14 protein-coding genes are annotated in these 16,945 nt (G+C 56.6%); all 14 read left to right on the top strand.

Translation table 11 applies throughout. The annotated features are described in order from the left end of the window. Window position 1: 1 nt before the first annotated feature. The 14 genes from ACO9S2_RS02685 (at window position 2) to ACO9S2_RS02620 (ending at window position 16,937) form a co-directional block, all read left to right on the top strand. Window positions 2–271: an acyl carrier protein gene (locus ACO9S2_RS02685; protein WP_423720297.1), complete on the top strand. Its 270-nt coding sequence runs from the start codon at window positions 2–4 to the stop codon at window positions 269–271. Window positions 272–276: 5 nt separating this feature from the next. Then, window positions 277–3,411, top strand: coding sequence for a class I adenylate-forming enzyme family protein (locus ACO9S2_RS02680; protein WP_423720295.1), 3,135 nt, complete (start codon window positions 277–279; stop codon window positions 3,409–3,411). Between the two features lie 163 nt (window positions 3,412–3,574). Beyond that, the gene (nadE, locus tag ACO9S2_RS02675) at window positions 3,575–4,576 is read left to right on the top strand and encodes an NAD(+) synthase (RefSeq protein ID WP_423720294.1); all 1,002 of its coding nucleotides are present in this window, start codon (window positions 3,575–3,577) and stop codon (window positions 4,574–4,576) included. Continuing rightward, window positions 4,494–6,158, top strand: a complete 1,665-nt coding sequence (gene xrtW / locus ACO9S2_RS02670) for an exosortase W (RefSeq protein ID WP_423720293.1) — start codon at window positions 4,494–4,496, stop codon at window positions 6,156–6,158. Before nadE ends, xrtW begins: the two co-directional genes overlap by 83 nt. A gap of 128 nt (window positions 6,159–6,286) precedes the next feature. Beyond that, window positions 6,287–6,961: a hypothetical protein gene (locus ACO9S2_RS02665; protein ID WP_423720291.1), complete on the top strand. Its 675-nt coding sequence runs from the start codon at window positions 6,287–6,289 to the stop codon at window positions 6,959–6,961. Then, window positions 6,958–7,986 (top strand): FemAB family XrtA/PEP-CTERM system-associated protein, encoded by a 1,029-nt coding sequence (locus tag ACO9S2_RS02660; RefSeq protein WP_423720290.1) that lies wholly within the window; start codon window positions 6,958–6,960, stop codon window positions 7,984–7,986. The genes ACO9S2_RS02665 and ACO9S2_RS02660 overlap by 4 nt, the downstream gene beginning before the upstream one ends. 58 nt (window positions 7,987–8,044) lie before the next feature. After that, window positions 8,045–9,178, top strand: a complete 1,134-nt coding sequence (locus ACO9S2_RS02655; RefSeq protein ID WP_423720289.1) for a DegT/DnrJ/EryC1/StrS family aminotransferase — start codon at window positions 8,045–8,047, stop codon at window positions 9,176–9,178. Window positions 9,179–9,279: 101 nt separating this feature from the next. Further along, complete coding sequence (locus ACO9S2_RS02650; protein ID WP_423720287.1) at window positions 9,280–10,344, top strand: GNAT family N-acetyltransferase; 1,065 nt, start codon at window positions 9,280–9,282, stop codon at window positions 10,342–10,344. A 2-nt stretch (window positions 10,345–10,346) separates the two neighbouring features. Further along, window positions 10,347–11,429: a glycosyltransferase family 2 protein gene (locus ACO9S2_RS02645; RefSeq protein ID WP_423720701.1), complete on the top strand. Its 1,083-nt coding sequence runs from the start codon at window positions 10,347–10,349 to the stop codon at window positions 11,427–11,429. Between the two features lie 123 nt (window positions 11,430–11,552). Further along, window positions 11,553–12,566, top strand: coding sequence for a GNAT family N-acetyltransferase (locus ACO9S2_RS02640; protein ID WP_423720286.1), 1,014 nt, complete (start codon window positions 11,553–11,555; stop codon window positions 12,564–12,566). Between the two features lie 220 nt (window positions 12,567–12,786). Continuing rightward, window positions 12,787–13,704, top strand: a complete 918-nt coding sequence (locus ACO9S2_RS02635; protein ID WP_423720284.1) for a GNAT family N-acetyltransferase — start codon at window positions 12,787–12,789, stop codon at window positions 13,702–13,704. A gap of 100 nt (window positions 13,705–13,804) precedes the next feature. Next, on the top strand, window positions 13,805–14,698 hold the full coding sequence (locus tag ACO9S2_RS02630) for a VanZ family protein (protein WP_423720283.1): 894 nt from the start codon (window positions 13,805–13,807) through the stop codon (window positions 14,696–14,698). A gap of 14 nt (window positions 14,699–14,712) precedes the next feature. After that, complete coding sequence (locus ACO9S2_RS02625) at window positions 14,713–15,753, top strand: polysaccharide deacetylase family protein (RefSeq protein ID WP_423720282.1); 1,041 nt, start codon at window positions 14,713–14,715, stop codon at window positions 15,751–15,753. Continuing rightward, the gene (locus ACO9S2_RS02620; RefSeq protein WP_423720281.1) at window positions 15,750–16,937 is read left to right on the top strand and encodes an ATP-grasp domain-containing protein; all 1,188 of its coding nucleotides are present in this window, start codon (window positions 15,750–15,752) and stop codon (window positions 16,935–16,937) included. Before ACO9S2_RS02625 ends, ACO9S2_RS02620 begins: the two co-directional genes overlap by 4 nt. The last annotated feature ends 8 nt before the right edge of the window (window positions 16,938–16,945 follow it).

Raw genomic sequence — 16,945 nt, 5'->3', positions numbered from 1 at the left:
GATGACATCAATCGAGGCAGAGGTGCGGCAGTATGTGTTGGATAAATTTCTCTTTGGACGGACAGAGGTCGAGCTAAGCGGTGACACCTCCTTTCTGGATTCGGGCATCATCGATTCAACGGGCGTGCTGGAATTGGTGGCATTCCTGGAGGAGAAGTTCCAAGTCAAGGTTGAGGACGAGGACCTCATTCCGGCCAATTTGGATTCAGTCAATGCGGTCACTCGGTTTGTGGAGCGGAAGGGCTCGATGTCGGTGAATCACCGGAGATAACCCGCATGCAAGTTGAGGAGTTTTTAGAAAACAGCGCAGCTCGTTTCCCGGAGAAACCGGCGCTCGTTGTGGGAAGCCGGAGGATGACCTACCGGGACCTTGAGGAACAGGCGAATCGTCTCGCCTATTCGCTCGCGGAACTTGGTGTGCGTCGGGGAGATCGGGTGGCGATCTGGACGGAAAACTCCGTGGAGGCGGTGGTCGCGCTATTTGCGGCCTTGAAGGCGGGCGGGGTGTTTGTCCTCCTCAGTCCAAGCTCGAAGCCGGATAAAGTGCTCTATAAGTTGAACAACTGTCGAGCCTCGACGATCCTGTGTTCCCCCGCAGCCGTCACGCAGTTGCGGGAGCAGGTGAATCGTTTGCCGCATCTTAAGCTGGCAATTGTCACGGGACAATTCCTGAAGGGACAGCCTCAAGATTCACTGACGGTGGTCACGTTTGAACAGTGCCTGGCCGGAAGAGGTGAGTCCTGCTGCCCGCCCCCCAAACAGAATATCGATCTGGATCTCGCAGCGCTCATCTATACATCCGCATCTACGGGCGTGCCAAAGGCGGTGATGCTGACCCACCTGAATATAGTCTCGGCGGCGACGTCCATTACGACCTATTTGGAAAACCGGCCGGACGACGTCATTCTCAGCATGCTGCCGTTGTCGTTCGATTACGGCCTGTATCAGGTGCTGATGGGCTTTAAGATCGGAGGCACGGTGGTCCTTGAGCGGTCTTTTTCCTATCCCCACACGGTGCTGGGGAAAATTGCGCAGGAAAAAGTGACGGGACTTCCGCTTGTTCCGACGAGCATTGCGCTGCTCCTTGAGATGGATCTCACAAGATATGATTGTTCGTCGCTCAGATATCTTACGAGTACCGCTGCGGTCTTGCCCACGCATCATATCGAAAAATTGCGGGGGCTGTTTCCTCAGGCCAAAATTTTCTCGATGTACGGTCTCACGGAGTGCAAGCGCGTGTCATATCTGCCGCCGGATCAGCTGGATAAAAGACCGGCTTCGATCGGGAAGGGAATGCCGAATCAAGAGATGTATCTCGTTGATGATCGCGGGAACAGAGTCGGCCCGGGCCTGATCGGAGAGCTTGTGGTAAGAGGGTCCCATGTCATGGCGGGTTATTGGGAAATGCCCGAAGAGACCGCGCAAGTGCTGAGACCCGGTGTCTGGCCGCACGAAAGGGTGCTCCATACAGGGGACTTGTTCTTTACGGATGAAGAGGGGTTCTATTATTTTGTCGGGCGCAGGGATGATTTGATTAAGACCAAAGGGCACAAAGTCAGCCCGCGCGAAGTCGAAAACGTGTTGTGTGCAATGACAGGGATTGCAGAGGCTGCGGTGGTCGGCATCCCAGATCCGACACTTGGTCAATTCGTGAAAGCGGTAGTTCGGGTGCAGGAGGGGGTGGCGATAGAGTTGCAGGAAATTCGTCGTCACTGCGCTATGCGTTTAGAAGACTATATGGTTCCCAAGGTTATCGAGATCGTCAAAGAGCTGCCAAAGACCGATACCGGCAAGGTGGACAAGAGACGGCTTCGGAGGCTTCCGGCAACTACGTCGCCCAATATGCATAATCAAGGGACGGCAGCGGCTCGGGCCCTGGAGCAAACAGGGTTGGTGGGGGAAAACAGGAGGGATATGCGGTTAGAGCAGGTCATCGCTCATACGATGGATTCCTGGCCTCAGAGGGTGGCGGTAGTCCATAGGGGGCGGCAGTGGAGTTATGCGGAATTAAAAGGTCTCGTTGCGTCGGTGAAGAGTCGGCTGAGCCATGCGGGCTTGTCGGCGGGAGATCGGGCGATTGTCTGGATGGAAAATTCGCCTGAATATATTGCGACGTATCTGGCGGTGCTTGAAGTCGGGGGCGTCGTGGTGGCCATTCATCCGCAGGTGCCGCTTCAGGAAGTGATGCGCATTCTTTCCCATGTCGGTGCAACGGGACTGGTTGTCTCCCCGACAATCAAACAGTGGACCCCCCGGGATCTGGAGTCAACCGGCTTGCGATTCATCCTGAAGGCGGACGAAGTCATCGCGTGTCATCAAGGCAAGGGGGCCGTAAAGGCTGCCGGCGACCTGGCCCAGATCATATACACGTCCGGTTCAACCGGACAACCGAAAGGCGTCATGCTGACGCACAAGAATCTGATCGCCAACACCAGATCGATTCTCGAGTATCTGCGTCTTACCAGGGATGATTCGGTGATGGCGGTGCTTCCGTTCGCCTTTGCCTATGGCAATTCGGTCATGCTGACGCATTTGTTTGTCGGTGGGACGCTCGTGATTGAGAACAGCCTGGTCTATCCCCACGTTGTGCTGGAAAGCATGATGAAGACGGGGGTCACCGGGTTATCCGGAGTGTCTACGACGTATGCGATCATGCTGAATCAATCCAATCTCAAGTCCTATTCATTTCCGTCCCTGCGCTATATCACGCATGCAGGTGGCCCCATGCCATCTGAATTGCTGAATCGCCTGCGGTCGGTTTTCCCAGGGAAAAGCATTTTCCTCATGTATGGCCAGACTGAAGCCGCTGCCCGGTTAACGTACCTTCCGCCTGATTTGTTGGATGTGAAAAAGGGGTCTGTTGGTCGAGCCGTTCCCGGGGTCACCTTGAAGATCGTGAAGGAAGGCGGCGAGACGGCGCGGCCCGGTGAAATCGGCGAGGTGTGCGCATCGGGTGACAATATCATGCAGGGGTACTGGCAGGATCCGAAGACGACGGCGGACGTGTTGCAAGATGGGTGGCTTCACACCGGGGATATGGGACGATTGGACGAAGATAACTATTTGACGATTGAGGGGCGCAACAGTGAGATGATCAAGTCGGGGGCGTATCGCATCAGCCCCACTGAGATTGAAGACGTGCTCCTGCAGCACCATCAGGTTCAGGAGGCAGGAGTGGTCGGGATCGACGATCCCATTTTGGGGCAGAAGATATGTGCGGTGGTGGTGCTCAAGGAAGCCGGTTGCGCGACTGATCAGGATCTGCTCGCGTTCTGTGCGCAGCGACTGGTCCAGTATAAACGGCCCAAGGGAATTATCATCGTAGCGGCTTTGCCCAAGTCTCCTTCCGGCAAGATATTACGGCAGGGTCTGCGTGATATCAGTCTGGGATTCGCCCAATCACCCGTGTAGACCATACCTGACTCCGTGAGTGGTTTCTCGCTTCCCGGCCACCCGCTCGAATCCGGCATGGAGTGTGATCGGGCTCCAACCAAAAGGTTGATGCCCCCTGGTGCATCCAAGAAGTGTGAACGTGTGCTTTGAATTGCAACGGGAGTTTTCGAGGAGGTTGATGATGAACAAGGAACAAGATGTATTTTCGGCCGATCAGCTGAAGCTTGACGCGGGAAAAGAGGCGGATCGGATCGGCGCGTTCATTCGCGAGGGGGTATTCAAGCAGCTCAGACGCAAAGGAGTTGTGGTGGGGTTATCGGGCGGCATCGACAGCAGTGCCGTCGCGGCTCTTTCCGTCCATGCCTTGGGAGCGGATCGTGTGATAGGGATCTTTATGCCGGAATCCGATTCCTCGGACGAGAGCCTGCGCCTGGGGCAATTGCTTGCGAAGAAGCTCGGGATCAGAACGTTCAAGGAGGATATCTCGGGCATCCTCCAGGGGGCAGACTGTTATCGCCGGCGCGACGAGGCGATTCGAGCCGTGGTGCCGGCGTATCATGCGGGTTACAAATCCAAGCTGGTCCTGTCCTCTCTCGAAAGCACGGAGTTCAGAATCTCATATGTGGTGGTGGAGGACCCGAGCGGGAAGCAGACGAAGGTGCGCCTGACAGCCGATGCATTTCTGGCGCTGGTTGCCGCGACAAACTTCAAACAGCGTACGAGAAAGATGATGGAGTATTACTACGCCGATCGCTTTCTGTACGCGGTGGCTGGTACTCCCAATCGTCTTGAGTACGATCAGGGGTTTTTTGTGAAAAATGGCGACGGGTCGGCGGACATCAAACCCATCGCACACTTGTACAAATCTCAGGTGTACGAGATGGCGCGGTTTCTCGGCGTTCCGGACGAAATTCTGGGCCGCCTTCCGACCACCGATACCTATTCACTGGCGCAGTCGCAGGAGGAGTTCTATTTTTCGCTGCCGTACGACAAGATGGATCTTTGCCTCTATGCAAAGGACCGGCAGATTCCGGCCGGAGCGGTGGCCGGGGCGATCGGCTTGACGGAGACACAGGTCGAACGGGTTTACCGCGACATTGATGCCAAGCGGTCGGTTGCGCGGTATTTGCATATGGAGCCGTTGCTCATCGAAGCGATCGGTAAAAGCAGCCCATGTTCCTAGGGATCTCTCGCCTGCGATGAAGCCCTCAACTCTTTCTATGGTGGGCCGACCAGCTCCGGATCCAGGGGGTCCCGACCGCCGGGTCTGGGCTCTAGGGGCGTGTGTGCTCATTGCACTCCTCTTTTGCTATGCACCGGTTCTGGTCGGCATGGTGGGGCAGTGGTGGAACATTTCTTTTTATTCGTACGCTTTTTTGATTCCGGTCGTGAGCGCCTATCTTGTGTGGATCAGGCGAGACCAAGTGCTGGCGATCATGCCTCGACCGCACTACGCGGGCGGGGCTATCCTCATGGCGGCGGGGCTCCTGGCCCTTGTGGTCGGTCAGGCAGGCGGTGTTCAGGCATTTCAACAGATTTCTCTCCTGATCACTCTGACGGGCATGATTGTGTTTCTGTTCGGGAAAGCGGTTCTCAAAGCCGTGTGGCTTCCACTGACGTTTTTATGGTTCATGCTCCCAATCTGGGAGGTCGTGACCGATCCCCTTCATTTTCCTTTCCAGGCGTTCTCCGCAAATGCGGGGGTGATGCTCCTGCGTGCCGCGGGTATTCCCGTCTTTCAGGACGGTGTCTTTATCTACCTCCCCAACATTACTCTTGAGGTCGCCCGTTCATGCAGCGGCGTCAACTATCTGATTGCCGTGCTGGCGACCTCGATTCCTCTGGCAACGATTGTCCTGACCGATGTGCGGAAACGGATCCTCCTTGTCTTGCTGGCAATGGCTGTGTCGGCGTTGGCCAACAGCTTGCGTGTGGCCCTCATCGGGGCACTCGCCTACTATGACTTGAGCGGCGACCTGCATGGTCCCTACCACACCCTGCATGGAATCTTTGTCTCGTTGATCGGCTATGTGATGATCTTCGGAGGATTGTGGGTGCTGTCACGAGGACAGCAAGACAGCGGCTCGAAACCGGTCGCGTCTGCCGGTTCAGGGAGGATGTGGAATATCGGGTGGGAGCACGTCCGGGCTTCCTGGACGATTCTCACCCTTGTCCTCGTGCTCGTCGGAGCGCTTCGGTACGTCGATCGGTCTCAGCCGGTCCCGCTGAGGCAGAATCTGGGTGAGTTGTCTTTGGAGAGCACGGGTTGGAACGGAAGAGATGTGCCGTTTGCTGAAAAACACCACGGTGCTGACCGGAGTCTCTCTCGAGTATACCGGGCGGCGACCGGAGAGGAAGTGTATCTGTCTATCTGGTATTTTGAGGCGCAAACGCAGGGGAAGGAGTTGGTCAGCGCCGGCACGGCCAAGCTTCATGCAAGTGCCGTGAAGGTCAAGGCGCATCTTGGGCAGCGGGGCGACGTAGAAGTGAACCGGGTGTTTCGGCAAGAGGGAGATAAAGCGCAGATGGTTCTCTTCTGGTATGACCTCAATGGGCGCATAGTAGCCGGGCGGCATCTGGCGAAGTTCAACACGGTTGTTGACGCCTTGTTGCATGGGCGCACCAACGGGGCGCTGGTGCGGGTGGCAGCCAACCTTTCGTCCGAAGATCAGGCAGGGAAGGAGCAGGCAATGGCGATGCTCACGGAATTTATTTCAACGCTCTACCCCGCGCTCGATCACTATCTCCCAAATCCCGCTGAATGAACCTCCTGCTCTCGGGTGAGCGAGGCGCCATGAAAGATGTACGGTTTGCTTGAGCTATGACTGTGTCCTGGGAGCAACTTGCACGGAAACGGGTGTGTTTCGGCCACCAGTCGGTCGGAGCAGACGTGATGAACGCGCTTTCAGGACTGAGCGGCCGGCGCCTCGACATCGTTGAGAGCAGCGACCCGGAGATCTTCCGGCGCCCGGTGTTCGCTCATTTTCGAGTAGGGAGGAACGGCGATCCGGTTTCGAAATGCCGGGCCTTTGCCCATGTGATCGACTCCGGGGTGGGGAAACGGGTTGATATCGCATTGTTTAAGTTTTGTTACGTCGATATCACGGCTCAGACCGATGTCAATGGACTGTTCGACGCATATCAAGGCGTGATGGATTCCCTCAGCGAGCACTATCCGAAGGTGATGTTTCTGCACGTTACCGTGCCGCTCAGGCGGGTCGGTAGGGGCGTGCTGGGATGGCTGCGTGAAAAGAGCGGAAGTTTTGACCGGGAGCGGGAGGATCAAGCCCGCCGTCATGCGTTCAACCAGTTATTGCGCGGAGGATATGGAAGGTCCGGGCGGTTCTTTGATCTTGCCGAGGCCGAAGCGACGTTTCCGGACGGGACGCCGTCCTATGTGCATTATCGCGGCGAGCAGGTTCCGAATCTTGTGTCTGAGTATACCCATGACGGGGGCCACTTAAGCCGGCAAGCCGCTGAGCGTATAGCAGGGCGATTGTTGGCGTGTCTGAGTGTGACGGGGGCAGCGTCTGGATCATCAGGAGAGAGGCAAGGACATTCACGATGAACATTATCCATTGCGACGAGAGTTATGCGCAGGCCTGGGACGAGTATCTGTCTCACCATGAGCAGGCCTCGTTTTACCATTTATTCGGCTGGAAGCGGGTGAATGAAGCGTCTTTTGGACACCAGACCTTTTATCTGGCGGCGGTGGACGAAGGGCGGATCAGAGGCGTGTTTCCGCTCGTGTCTCTGAAGAGCAGAATATTTGGGAACATTCTGTGCTCCCTCCCGTTTGTGAACTACGGGGGGCCTTGTGCCGACGAGGCGGAGATAGAACAGCTGCTCCTCAATGAAGCCGGAGCAATCGTCGAGCGACACCGGTTCGATTATCTTGAAATTCGCAGCCAGCGGAAGCTGGGAGGTGATCTCCCAACGTCCGAACACAAGGTCAGCATCACGCTGACCCTCGACAAGAACCCCGATACGTTGTGGAATGCCTTTAAGACGGGTCATCGGAACAATATCCGCCGGGCATACAAGCGAGGCCTGAGTGTTCGGAGCGGGGGGATCGAACTCCTTGATACGTTCTACGACATTCTGAGCGAAAGCTGGCGCAATTTGGGGACGCCCTTGTATCAGAAGGAGTATTTCGAGTGTCTGATGAAGACCTTTCCTCAAGAGACCAGGATTTTCGTCCTCGATCATGACGGGGTTCCCGTGTCCTCTGCCCTCAATGGACATTTTCATGGCGTTGTCGAAGGGATGTGGCTGGGCGCCTTGCCGAAAGCCCGGGAGGTGGAGTCGAGTTACGTGCTCTATTGGGAGATGATGAAGGATGCCTGCGAACGAGGTTTTCAATTGTATCATCTCGGCCGGTCGACGGTTGATTCCGGCGGCGAGGCCTTTAAGAAAAAGTGGAATACGTATCCGACGCAACTCTATTGGCAGTACATCGTCCAGAGCGGTCGGCCTATACCTCAACTGAATGTCGGTAATCCAAAATTCCAGTTGGCCATGAGTGTCTGGAGGATGCTTCCGTTGCCGCTGACCCGCGTGATTGGGCCGGTCGTGGCCAAGGGGATTCCATGACGGCGACATGCGGCGCGCATGTGTGGGGCGTGGTCGGCCGGCCGAAAGGACCGGGCGTATGATGGATGCGTTGCGATTTGTCCCGCCGGCCGGCACACCGCTAGGCCTCGCCGACGTCTTGTGCAGTGTCGCACAGGCCTTAACCCGGGCTGACACGCTGCAGCGATTTAAGGAAGACGTTCGTATGCGCGCGGGCGTGCGATATTGTGACTTCGTCTCCACCGGTCGTGCCGCGTTGACGTTGGCTCTTCTTGCGCTGAAGACGCTGGACGGCGGAGGACGTGATGAGGTGGTCATTCCCTCATACACATGTTTCTCGGTGCCGTCTTCCGTCGTAAAAGCCGGGTTGAAGGTGCGTCTCGCCGACGTCGATCCAATGACGCTGGATTTTGCGCCTGGCGCGCTTGAGCGGCTTGACGGGTCGCGAGTGTTGGCGGTTGTCGCCACGAATCTGTACGGGCTGCCGAGCGATCTCCCGTCGATTACCCGGTGGGCGCGTGAGCGTGGCGTGTATGTGGTGGACGATGCGGCTCAGTGTCTTGGCGGATCGATCGGGGGGCGACCGTCCGGCACCTGGGGGGATGTCGGCCTCTATAGCTTCGATAAAGGGAAGAACGTGACGTCGATCGACGGCGGCGTGCTCGTGACGAGTTCCGAGCGCGTCGCAGAGGCGATCACGGAGCAAGTTCGTGTTCTCCCGTCGTGCACAATGGTTGAATCCGCGACCCATCTGGCCAAGTTGATGGTCTATGCCGCGCTGCTGCACCCGCGGGGCTATTGGCTGCCTAATTCGCTCCCGTTTCTCGGGCTGGGAACCACCGCCTATCGTACGGATTATCCGTTGGCACAATACGATGCCTGGATGGCGCCGGTGGGGTGTCGGCTGTTCGCTCGTCTGGATGCCATCACTGCGCAGCGCCGTGCGAATGCCGATCGGTTGAACCGCATGTTGCCATGGGGACCGAAGCTTGAATCCGTCCCGCCCAGGCCTGGGGCGGAGCCTGCGTATCTTCGTTTCCCGGTCCTGGTGGACCCCGAATACAGGGATGTGGTGCTGGCGGCACTCCGTGCACATGGCATTGGCGCTACGGCGTCATATCCGACGGCGATCAGCGATGTGCCTGAATTGCGTGGCCATCTTCAGAGCGATGATCGGGAAACCAGGGGAGGGAGGTGGCCAGACGCATCATGACTCTTCCGACGCATGGGTATGTCACCGTACGGGATCAGGATCGGATTGTCGAAGCGGTCGCAGATGTGCTGAGGGCGTGAAGGCGAGGTCCCTTTTTCCAAATGATTCCCGCGAGATTCTGCTCAACGATCGATGCGCTCGGGCTTGATCAAAAAGCCTGGAATGATTTGGCGGCCGGAAGTGCGACCAACAGCATATTCCAGACGTATCAGTGGGTGTCGAGTTGGGAGAAGGTGTTTGGGGACCAGTATGAGCCATGGTTTATCTCCGCGGGGGAGCCTGCAGGGGTTGTAGGGGTGGCCCCCCTCATGGTGAAGCAAGGATTCCGTGGCGAGCGGCGCGTCATGTTTCTGGGGGACGGGAAGGCCGATTATTGTGATTTCCTGACGACAGGGGACAGAGGTAGGGTGCTGGAAGCAATGTGTAATGCATTGTTTGCGGCACGTGATCGATGGGATGTCATTGAGCTGAATAATATTCCTGCTGGATCGTCAACCGTTGAGCTGGTGCAAGAGGTCTCTCTCCGTGCGGGCTATCGTACCCTACAGCGGACGCTCTATCAGAGTCCCACTCTGCTGATCAGCGGACACGAAGATGAAGCGCTGAGGGTTTTCAATAAGCCCGGTTTACGCCGGCGCCAGAATTACTTTGAGCGCAATGGACGCCTCACGATCACGCATCTGACCGGTGCGGCAGTCCTGCCGCATCTGGATGGGTTGTTTGATCAGCATGTCATGCGATGGGCGGATAGTGGGACTCCCAGTCTCTTTCTCAAGGACTCCAACCGGACGTTCTATCGGGAGCTGGCCCGTGCCATGGCCGACAAAGGATGGGTTCTGCTTTCCGTGGTCGAGTTCGACGACCGGCCACTGGCCATGCATTTTGGATTTGACTACAACGGCAGGGTCTTGTGGTACAAACCCTCGTTCGACAGGGCTCACGCAAAACATTCGCCGGGCCTTGTGTTGCTCCGGTATTTGATCGGGTATGCCCTGGACCACAAACGGGAGGAATTCGACTTTACAATCGGGGACGAGCCGTTCAAAAGTCGGTTCAGCAATCATGTGCGAAAGACTGTCAGTCTTGAGATCTTTCGAGATCCTGCCCGCTATTATCTGGCCTGGTCGACGCAGACGCTGAGTGCTGCAAAGAAAAGGCTCTTGTGAACATGAGTCAGAGCGGCAGGCAATCCGGCCCGGTCGATGTCAGTGTGATTATCCCTACTTATAACCGAGGTTCCTTCATTGTCGAGGCAGTTGAAAGCGTTCTTGCCCAAACCTATCAAAGTTTCGAAGTCATTGTCGTCGATGATGGTTCGACTGATGACACGCTTGAACGTCTTGGGCCGTATCAGTCGAACATTGCAATCCTCAAGACGAACCATGGTGGTGCGCCGCATGCAAGAAATGCGGGGATGAAAGTCGCCAGGGGAAAATATGTGGCATTCCTGGATTCCGACGATCGGTACCTCCCGCACAAGCTTGCGTTGCAGGTTCAGATTCTGGAGAAATTTCCAGATGTCGGTATGGTGTATTCCGAGTTCTCCGGATTTGGCGACGGAGTAGAAGAGGAGTTTCATCTCAAAACATATCACAGCGCCGCGTTTCGCAATGGCGAGACGTACGGCCACTATTTCGAGCAGGTCGTGTCGTTGAGAGAGGCCGGACTCGACTGTTCTCCATGGTCAGACCGGAAGATTTATATCGGGCAGATCTTCGATCGGTACCTGAAGGTACTGTTTGTATTTACCAACTCGTTGATGGTGCGTCGTTCCGTGCTTGATATGGTCGGGGGGCAAGACGAGAGCTTCCCCTTATTTGAGGAATATGAGTTTGTCCTTCGAATAGCAAAACGATATCCCATCGCATTTGTCGATCTGCCGACATACCATCTTCGGTATCACGCCGGTCAGATTTCGACTACCCACGGGGATGGTGGGGCGGCAGTGTTTGTCGAGAAGCAGCGTCAATTGCTTCGGGTTGTGGAGCGTCATGGGGTTCAGGATCATCACTATTATCTGCGACACAAGGCGGCAATCGATGCCACAATGGGAAAGCTCCATCGGGCTCTCGGAGTCGCGCTGATGTGTCACCCGGGGCATGACGCAGAAGCGCGGCAACAGTTTCTTGCGAGCGCTCGTTATGGCCTTCCGGTTCAAGGCTTCTGGCTTCTGACGTTTGTGCCCGGCATATTTCGTCGGGTAGTGATGAAACTGCATCGGTTGGTGCAGCGAATGTGTGCGGGCGTCTAAATGGTGGAGGCGGAAATTATCCATGGGCGAGCTATTCTCGGCCGGTTGAGAGCGGACTGGGACCGGCTCATGGAGCGAGGGAATTACGAGCCCTCGGTATCCTTCGAATGGACGGCGGCATTAATGGAATCTCATGTCCAGGAGAGTGATAGCATCGCGACCATCATTCTGAAACGAGGCGGTGCCGTTATTGGAATCATGCCGTTGGTGTTGCGGCCGATGAAAAAGCTTGGACATAGGTTGATCGCCGCCTTCCCGGTTTCGGAGTTATCCAACACCCATAGCGACGTGTTGCTTGAAGAAGTTTCGGAACCTGTTCTGGCTGCCGTTGTTGATACGCTGTATCGACCGGACCTGGGTTGGGACGTGTTCAGCATGACGCGGCTTCTCGAGGCTCGCCCGCTTGGCGGGCTCTTGTGCGAGCTTGTGCGCCGGCGTCGGAGTCGGTATGAGTGTGCCAGAGTGCAGCCGTCGTTTTTCTTGACATTGGACGGCACGTTTGACGGTTATCTTCGCCGACGGTCTGGAAGTTTCCGGAATGCGCTGAAGCGGATTGAACGAAAACTGATGAGTCGAGGGCGTGTGGAGATCAGGGCGCAGGACGATTTCCCCGGCATCGAGGAGGCCTATGATACCCTCCTGTCCATCGAACATCGTTCGTGGAAACAGGCCCACGGGACATCCATTTCCGCCGTTTCTCGTCAAACAACCTTTTACCGGCATCTGTGTGCCGTGGCGTCCCAGAAAGGCTGGCTTCATTTGGGATTCTTGTATCTCGATGGTCGGCCGGTTGCCTATAATCTCGGCCTTATATTGAATGATACGTATTTTTACCTGAAGACAAGCTATGACTACGCGGAACGTCCCTTGAGCCCCGCGACGCTGCTCAGGGCAAAACTCCTGGAGGAACTCATTGGACGGGGCGTGAAACAGTTTGATTTTCCCGGCGAGCCGTATGAGTGGGAGCGCCAGTGGACCGATGAGATGCGCTGGCATCAGGCTCTCGTCCTGTATGCTCCTTCAGCCAGAGGGATTGCGTATGGTCTGTATCGAAGAGTCAAAGCGATTGTTCGCGGGGACCGAGGTGGACAGCTGGAGTATGTCAACCCGCGGGATCTAAAGCCCGGTCTCCCGTAACCTGTGCGCTGGCGGTAAGATGGACGCACATTGCTACGATGCAGAGGTTCTTACGCGGTTTGACGAAATCCGATCTGTGGTGCCCGATTGGGAGAAGCTTGCGCTACGGTTTGAGAGTCCACTGCTTGGCGCCAACTGGTTTCTGGCATGTGCGCAGACGCTTTGTAGCGAGTCCGATCTTCGCGTTGTGGTCGTGCGATCGAAAGGGGTGCTATGCGCTGTGGCGCCGCTCGTTGTGGCCAGGCGCGACGGAGTTGAGCGGCTGGAGGTGCTCGGGGTATCGGTGCTCTATGAACCGACCGGGTTTCTCTACGATGGCGTTGAGTCGCTTCGGTGCCTAGTCAGCAAGATTATCGCCCTTCGTATGCCGATGGTCCTGGCTAGAATACCCCTCGATTCACCAATTGAAACCACATTCAGAGAGCTGGTTCGGCGTAGGGGAGTTGTGCTAGGTAGAAGGACTGCAAGTGCTGCGTACGTCAATGTCAGCGGGAGCTGGGAGGACTACTTTCAAGCAATCTCAGGGTCTCGTCGGAAACGGTATCGGTACCAGCGTAAGCTTGCAGAACGGTCGGGGCAGGTGACCATGAGGGTCGCGCGTCCCCGTTCCCGAGAGGGTCTTTCCGTGATCCTCGAACAGGTTTTCAGAGTCGAGGGGGCCGGGTGGAAAGGACGCTCAGGCTCTTCGTTGCTCTCCAACGAACGTGTTCGACGATTCTTTACCCGGTACAGTGAGATGGCGTGTGAAAGCGGGACACTGCTGGTCTGTTTCCTGGAGGTGAACGGGAGTCCGATTGCCACGATTCTCGGGATCGAGTACGGGCAACGGTTGTGGGTCCTTAAAATCGGATATGACGAGCAATGGGCCCCATGCTCACCGGGGATTCAACTGACGATGGAGACAATCCGGTACGCATTCGAGCAGGGACTTAAGGGGTATGAGTTTCTCGGGTCAGAGGAGCCGTGGCAGGCGATATGGCCGCGCAGTCGCCATGAGTTAACCTCCTTGGTGCTGTACCCGATGTCTGTCCCGGGTTTCCTGAGCCTCTGCGGAGATCTCCAATATTTTCTCATGAAGCGAGCGCACCAAACTCTTGGGAATATCGCGTTTTGGAAGCGTGCAGATGTTTCGGCATGACCAGATCAGTGCCCGGTTCTGCAAGGGGGCAGGAGCCGGTCGTTGCCGGCTGGGGGTAAGCGCGATCGCTGATCGCATAAGACTGGGAATCCCGTGGTGGATGGGCCTCCTTATCCTGGCAGTGCTGTTGGTATTGCCGAACGTCATGGCAGGAAAACTGTCGAAGGTCTGGTTGCAGTTTCCCGGACTGGATAAACCGACTCATTGTTTCGCCTTCATTGCGGTATTTGCCATTGTGTATGGCGTGTGGCGCAGTCGGCCCTGGCCTGCCACCGACCGGGGGAAATTGACCGCGGCAGCGGTGCTATCCCTTCTCATTGCGGTTGTGGACGAAGCGCAGCAGGCTATTCTTGGCCGGGGGCGGACGGCTGAGTACGGGGATTTGGTGGCGGATGCGGCGGGAATTCTCATCGGGTTGACTTGTGTCAATATAGGGCGGCTTGGAATGAGGCGGGCCACATCTATATCTATTGTGGCGCTCCTGCTCGTGCCGGTTGTTGCGGTGACTGCCAAAACATACCATGATCTCAAACATTTCAACCGTGGAATGGTGTACGAACGGGAGCATGACTATCAGCGAGCCAGGGCCGAATACATGCTGGCCTTGGACAGCGGTTTTCAGTCCCCGGAAATATACAACACGATTGCATGGCTGGACATTGAGTTCCTGGACGCGAATCCGGTCGAGGCGGAGCAATATGCGGCTCGGGCGTTCGCAATGGATTCGGACAACCCGGATATTATGGACACCTATGGGTGGGTGTTGGTCAAGGCGGGCCGGGCTCGCGAGGGGCTCCCGCTGCTGGAGAGGGCGAAGACGTTGAAGCCGAATATGTACTGCATCGATCTCCATCTGGGGGTGGCGTATCGCGAGGCAGGCAGGTGGGATCGTGCAGTCGAACATCTGAAACGTCAGATCGGGCGAAATTCGTCCGACCGCTGGGGGCAATCCGCAAGAGTCGCGTTGGATCAGATGGAAGGGCAAGCACGATGATGGCGGGTGGCAGGATGAAACATGCGATCAAGTATGCCGTATCGCACATGCTCTATGCGGTGGGGTTGCTTCAGCTCTGGCAGTTCGTCGTCTTGCGCCGGAGAGCGGTAATTCTTATGTATCATCGCGTCTTGACGCCGGAGCAAATGTGCCGAAGCGGCTCGCACCCGGCAATTATGGTTGATTGCGAGACATTCGCTGAACAGATGGCGGTTGTGAAGCGGCGATTCAAGGTTCTCTCGATTGAGGAATTTGCCGACCGGATGGAGCGGAAAAGCCCGTTTGAAAGTTCATCCTGCCTGATCACATTCGACGACGGGTGGCAGGACAACTTTACTAATGCGCTGCCGGTTCTGCGGCGGTATGAATTGCCGGCGCTGGTGTTTCTTCCGGTCAACTTCATCGGCAGGAACCGGCTCTTTTGGCAAGAGGCTCTCGTGCATCTCCTGGTGCTTGCCGTGAGGACGGTGAGAAGGGAGCCGGCAAGGGAAGTGAGAATTCGCGAGGCGCTGGATCCTATCGGTCTCGCGGAGGTGTTGGATCTGAACGATAGCGATCCGCGGTCCCGAATTATAGAGACGATCAGCCGGAATAGAGCGGGGTTGACTCCTTCTTTAGTGGACACAGCATTGGCTAACTTGAGAAGCGAATTCGGTGTCGAGAATGGCGATGTGGAGGGGACGGACAGTTTCATGAATTGGGAGCAGATTGCCGAGATGTCGCGGCATGGAATCGCATTCGGGGGGCACGGTTCGGAGCATCGTCTACTCAGTGAGATGCCAATTGAAGAGGCTCGGGAAGATATACGGATGTCAAAAGAGGTGTTCGATGTTCGCTGTAAGGGAATGTTCCCTACATTTAGTTACCCAAGAGGGTATTGGACACCTCAGGTGGCCGAGTCGGTCAGGGCAGCGGGATTCCGATTGGCTTTTTTGGCTAAGGGCGGGAGCGTGAGCTGCGAGGACGATCCGTTCACTATTCGACGGGTCAATATCTGCCAAGCTGCGACAGAGAGTATGCCAATGTTTTTGGCACGGGTTGTGGGGCTGTTTTGAAAATTCTTGTTACCGATGGTGAGACGAGGCCGGCGCTGGCGATTACTCGCTCGCTGGGGAGCAAAGGCCATTGGGTGATCGTCGGGGCAAAGACCCAGCCGTCCCTGGCCCAGGCGTCGCGCTATTGTCACGAGAGTTTCACGTACCCCGACCCGGCACGGGACAGTGCCGGGTTCGTGGAGACTCTTCTTCGGACGGTCCGTGAGCGGGGCATTGATGTGGTGCTGCCGGTTACGGAAGTCACGACGGCGCTGGTCGTTCAGAGAAGGGCCGAGGTGGAACGGCATAGCCGGGTCCCGCTTCCAGCGGCTGCCACCTTCAACCGGGCGGCAAATAAGGTGGAGGTGCTGGCACTTGCAGAAAAGTTGTCCATTCCCATTCCAACGGGTGTCGTCCTGGCGCGGCCCGGCGAGCGGCTTCGGTGGCCGGATGGACTCCGCTTTCCGGTTGTTGTCAAACCGCACCGGTCCCGCATTGCGATCAACGGCAGGTGGCGATCGACGTCCGTGACGTACGCTGAAAATGAGCGTGAACTTGAAGCGATTCTTGCGGCCAAGGACCCGAGCGAATATCCGATTCTGCTGCAGCAGCGGGTTGTGGGGCCCGGCGTCGGGGTGTTCATGTGCTATCAGCGCGGCAACCTGGTGGCGCAGTTCAGTCATCGGCGACTCCGTGAAAAGCCTCCCTCCGGGGGCGTGAGCGTGCTGTGTGAGAGTGCTCCGGTTTCTCCTCAAGCCAGGCGCTATGCCCAGATGTTGCTCGATGAGTTGGGGTGGGAAGGGGTGGCGATGGTGGAATTTAAGCAGGATGAGGCCGATCAGACCTTGAAGTTGATGGAGATTAACGGGCGGTTTTGGGGATCGTTGCAATTGGCGATCGATGCCGGGGTGGATTTCCCCGATCTTCTGGTTCAGACATTGTCAGATGCGCCGATGAAGCCGATCGACACCTATCGAGTCGGGGTGCGAAGTCGATGGTTTATGGGCGATCTCGATGCATTATTAATGCGGCTTTTCAAACATGACAATGAACTCCATCTTCCTCCCGGCCATGCAGGAAAACTGACTTCCATTTTCCGTTTCATGAAACTGTGGGAGAAAGATACGTACCACGAGGTCTTCCGGCTCTCAGATCCGAATCCCGGATTCCACGAGGTCAAGCGATGGTTCGCTCACCATGACTGACGGGAGTA

Origin of the sequence: Nitrospira sp. NS4, assembly GCF_049546785.1 — a bacterium.
Lineage (GTDB): Bacteria > Nitrospirota > Nitrospiria > Nitrospirales > Nitrospiraceae > Nitrospira_D.
This window is presented reverse-complemented; position numbering and strand designations above follow the sequence as displayed.

What these genes read in the sequence shown, in the direction of transcription:
- ACO9S2_RS02685 (WP_423720297.1), top strand. Translation starts at nt 2, where the DNA reads ATGACATCAATCGAGGCAGAGGTGCGGCAGTATGTGTTGGATAAATTT.
- ACO9S2_RS02680 (WP_423720295.1), top strand. Translation starts at nt 277, where the DNA reads ATGCAAGTTGAGGAGTTTTTAGAAAACAGCGCAGCTCGTTTCCCGGAG.
- nadE (WP_423720294.1), top strand. Translation starts at nt 3,575, where the DNA reads ATGAACAAGGAACAAGATGTATTTTCGGCCGATCAGCTGAAGCTTGAC.
- xrtW (WP_423720293.1), top strand. Translation starts at nt 4,494, where the DNA reads ATGCCAAGCGGTCGGTTGCGCGGTATTTGCATATGGAGCCGTTGCTCA.
- ACO9S2_RS02665 (WP_423720291.1), top strand. Translation starts at nt 6,287, where the DNA reads ATGAACGCGCTTTCAGGACTGAGCGGCCGGCGCCTCGACATCGTTGAG.
- ACO9S2_RS02660 (WP_423720290.1), top strand. Translation starts at nt 6,958, where the DNA reads ATGAACATTATCCATTGCGACGAGAGTTATGCGCAGGCCTGGGACGAG.
- ACO9S2_RS02655 (WP_423720289.1), top strand. Translation starts at nt 8,045, where the DNA reads ATGATGGATGCGTTGCGATTTGTCCCGCCGGCCGGCACACCGCTAGGC.
- ACO9S2_RS02650 (WP_423720287.1), top strand. Translation starts at nt 9,280, where the DNA reads ATGATTCCCGCGAGATTCTGCTCAACGATCGATGCGCTCGGGCTTGAT.
- ACO9S2_RS02645 (WP_423720701.1), top strand. Translation starts at nt 10,347, where the DNA reads ATGAGTCAGAGCGGCAGGCAATCCGGCCCGGTCGATGTCAGTGTGATT.
- ACO9S2_RS02640 (WP_423720286.1), top strand. Translation starts at nt 11,553, where the DNA reads ATGGAATCTCATGTCCAGGAGAGTGATAGCATCGCGACCATCATTCTG.
- ACO9S2_RS02630 (WP_423720283.1), top strand. Translation starts at nt 13,805, where the DNA reads ATGGGCCTCCTTATCCTGGCAGTGCTGTTGGTATTGCCGAACGTCATG.
- ACO9S2_RS02625 (WP_423720282.1), top strand. Translation starts at nt 14,713, where the DNA reads ATGAAACATGCGATCAAGTATGCCGTATCGCACATGCTCTATGCGGTG.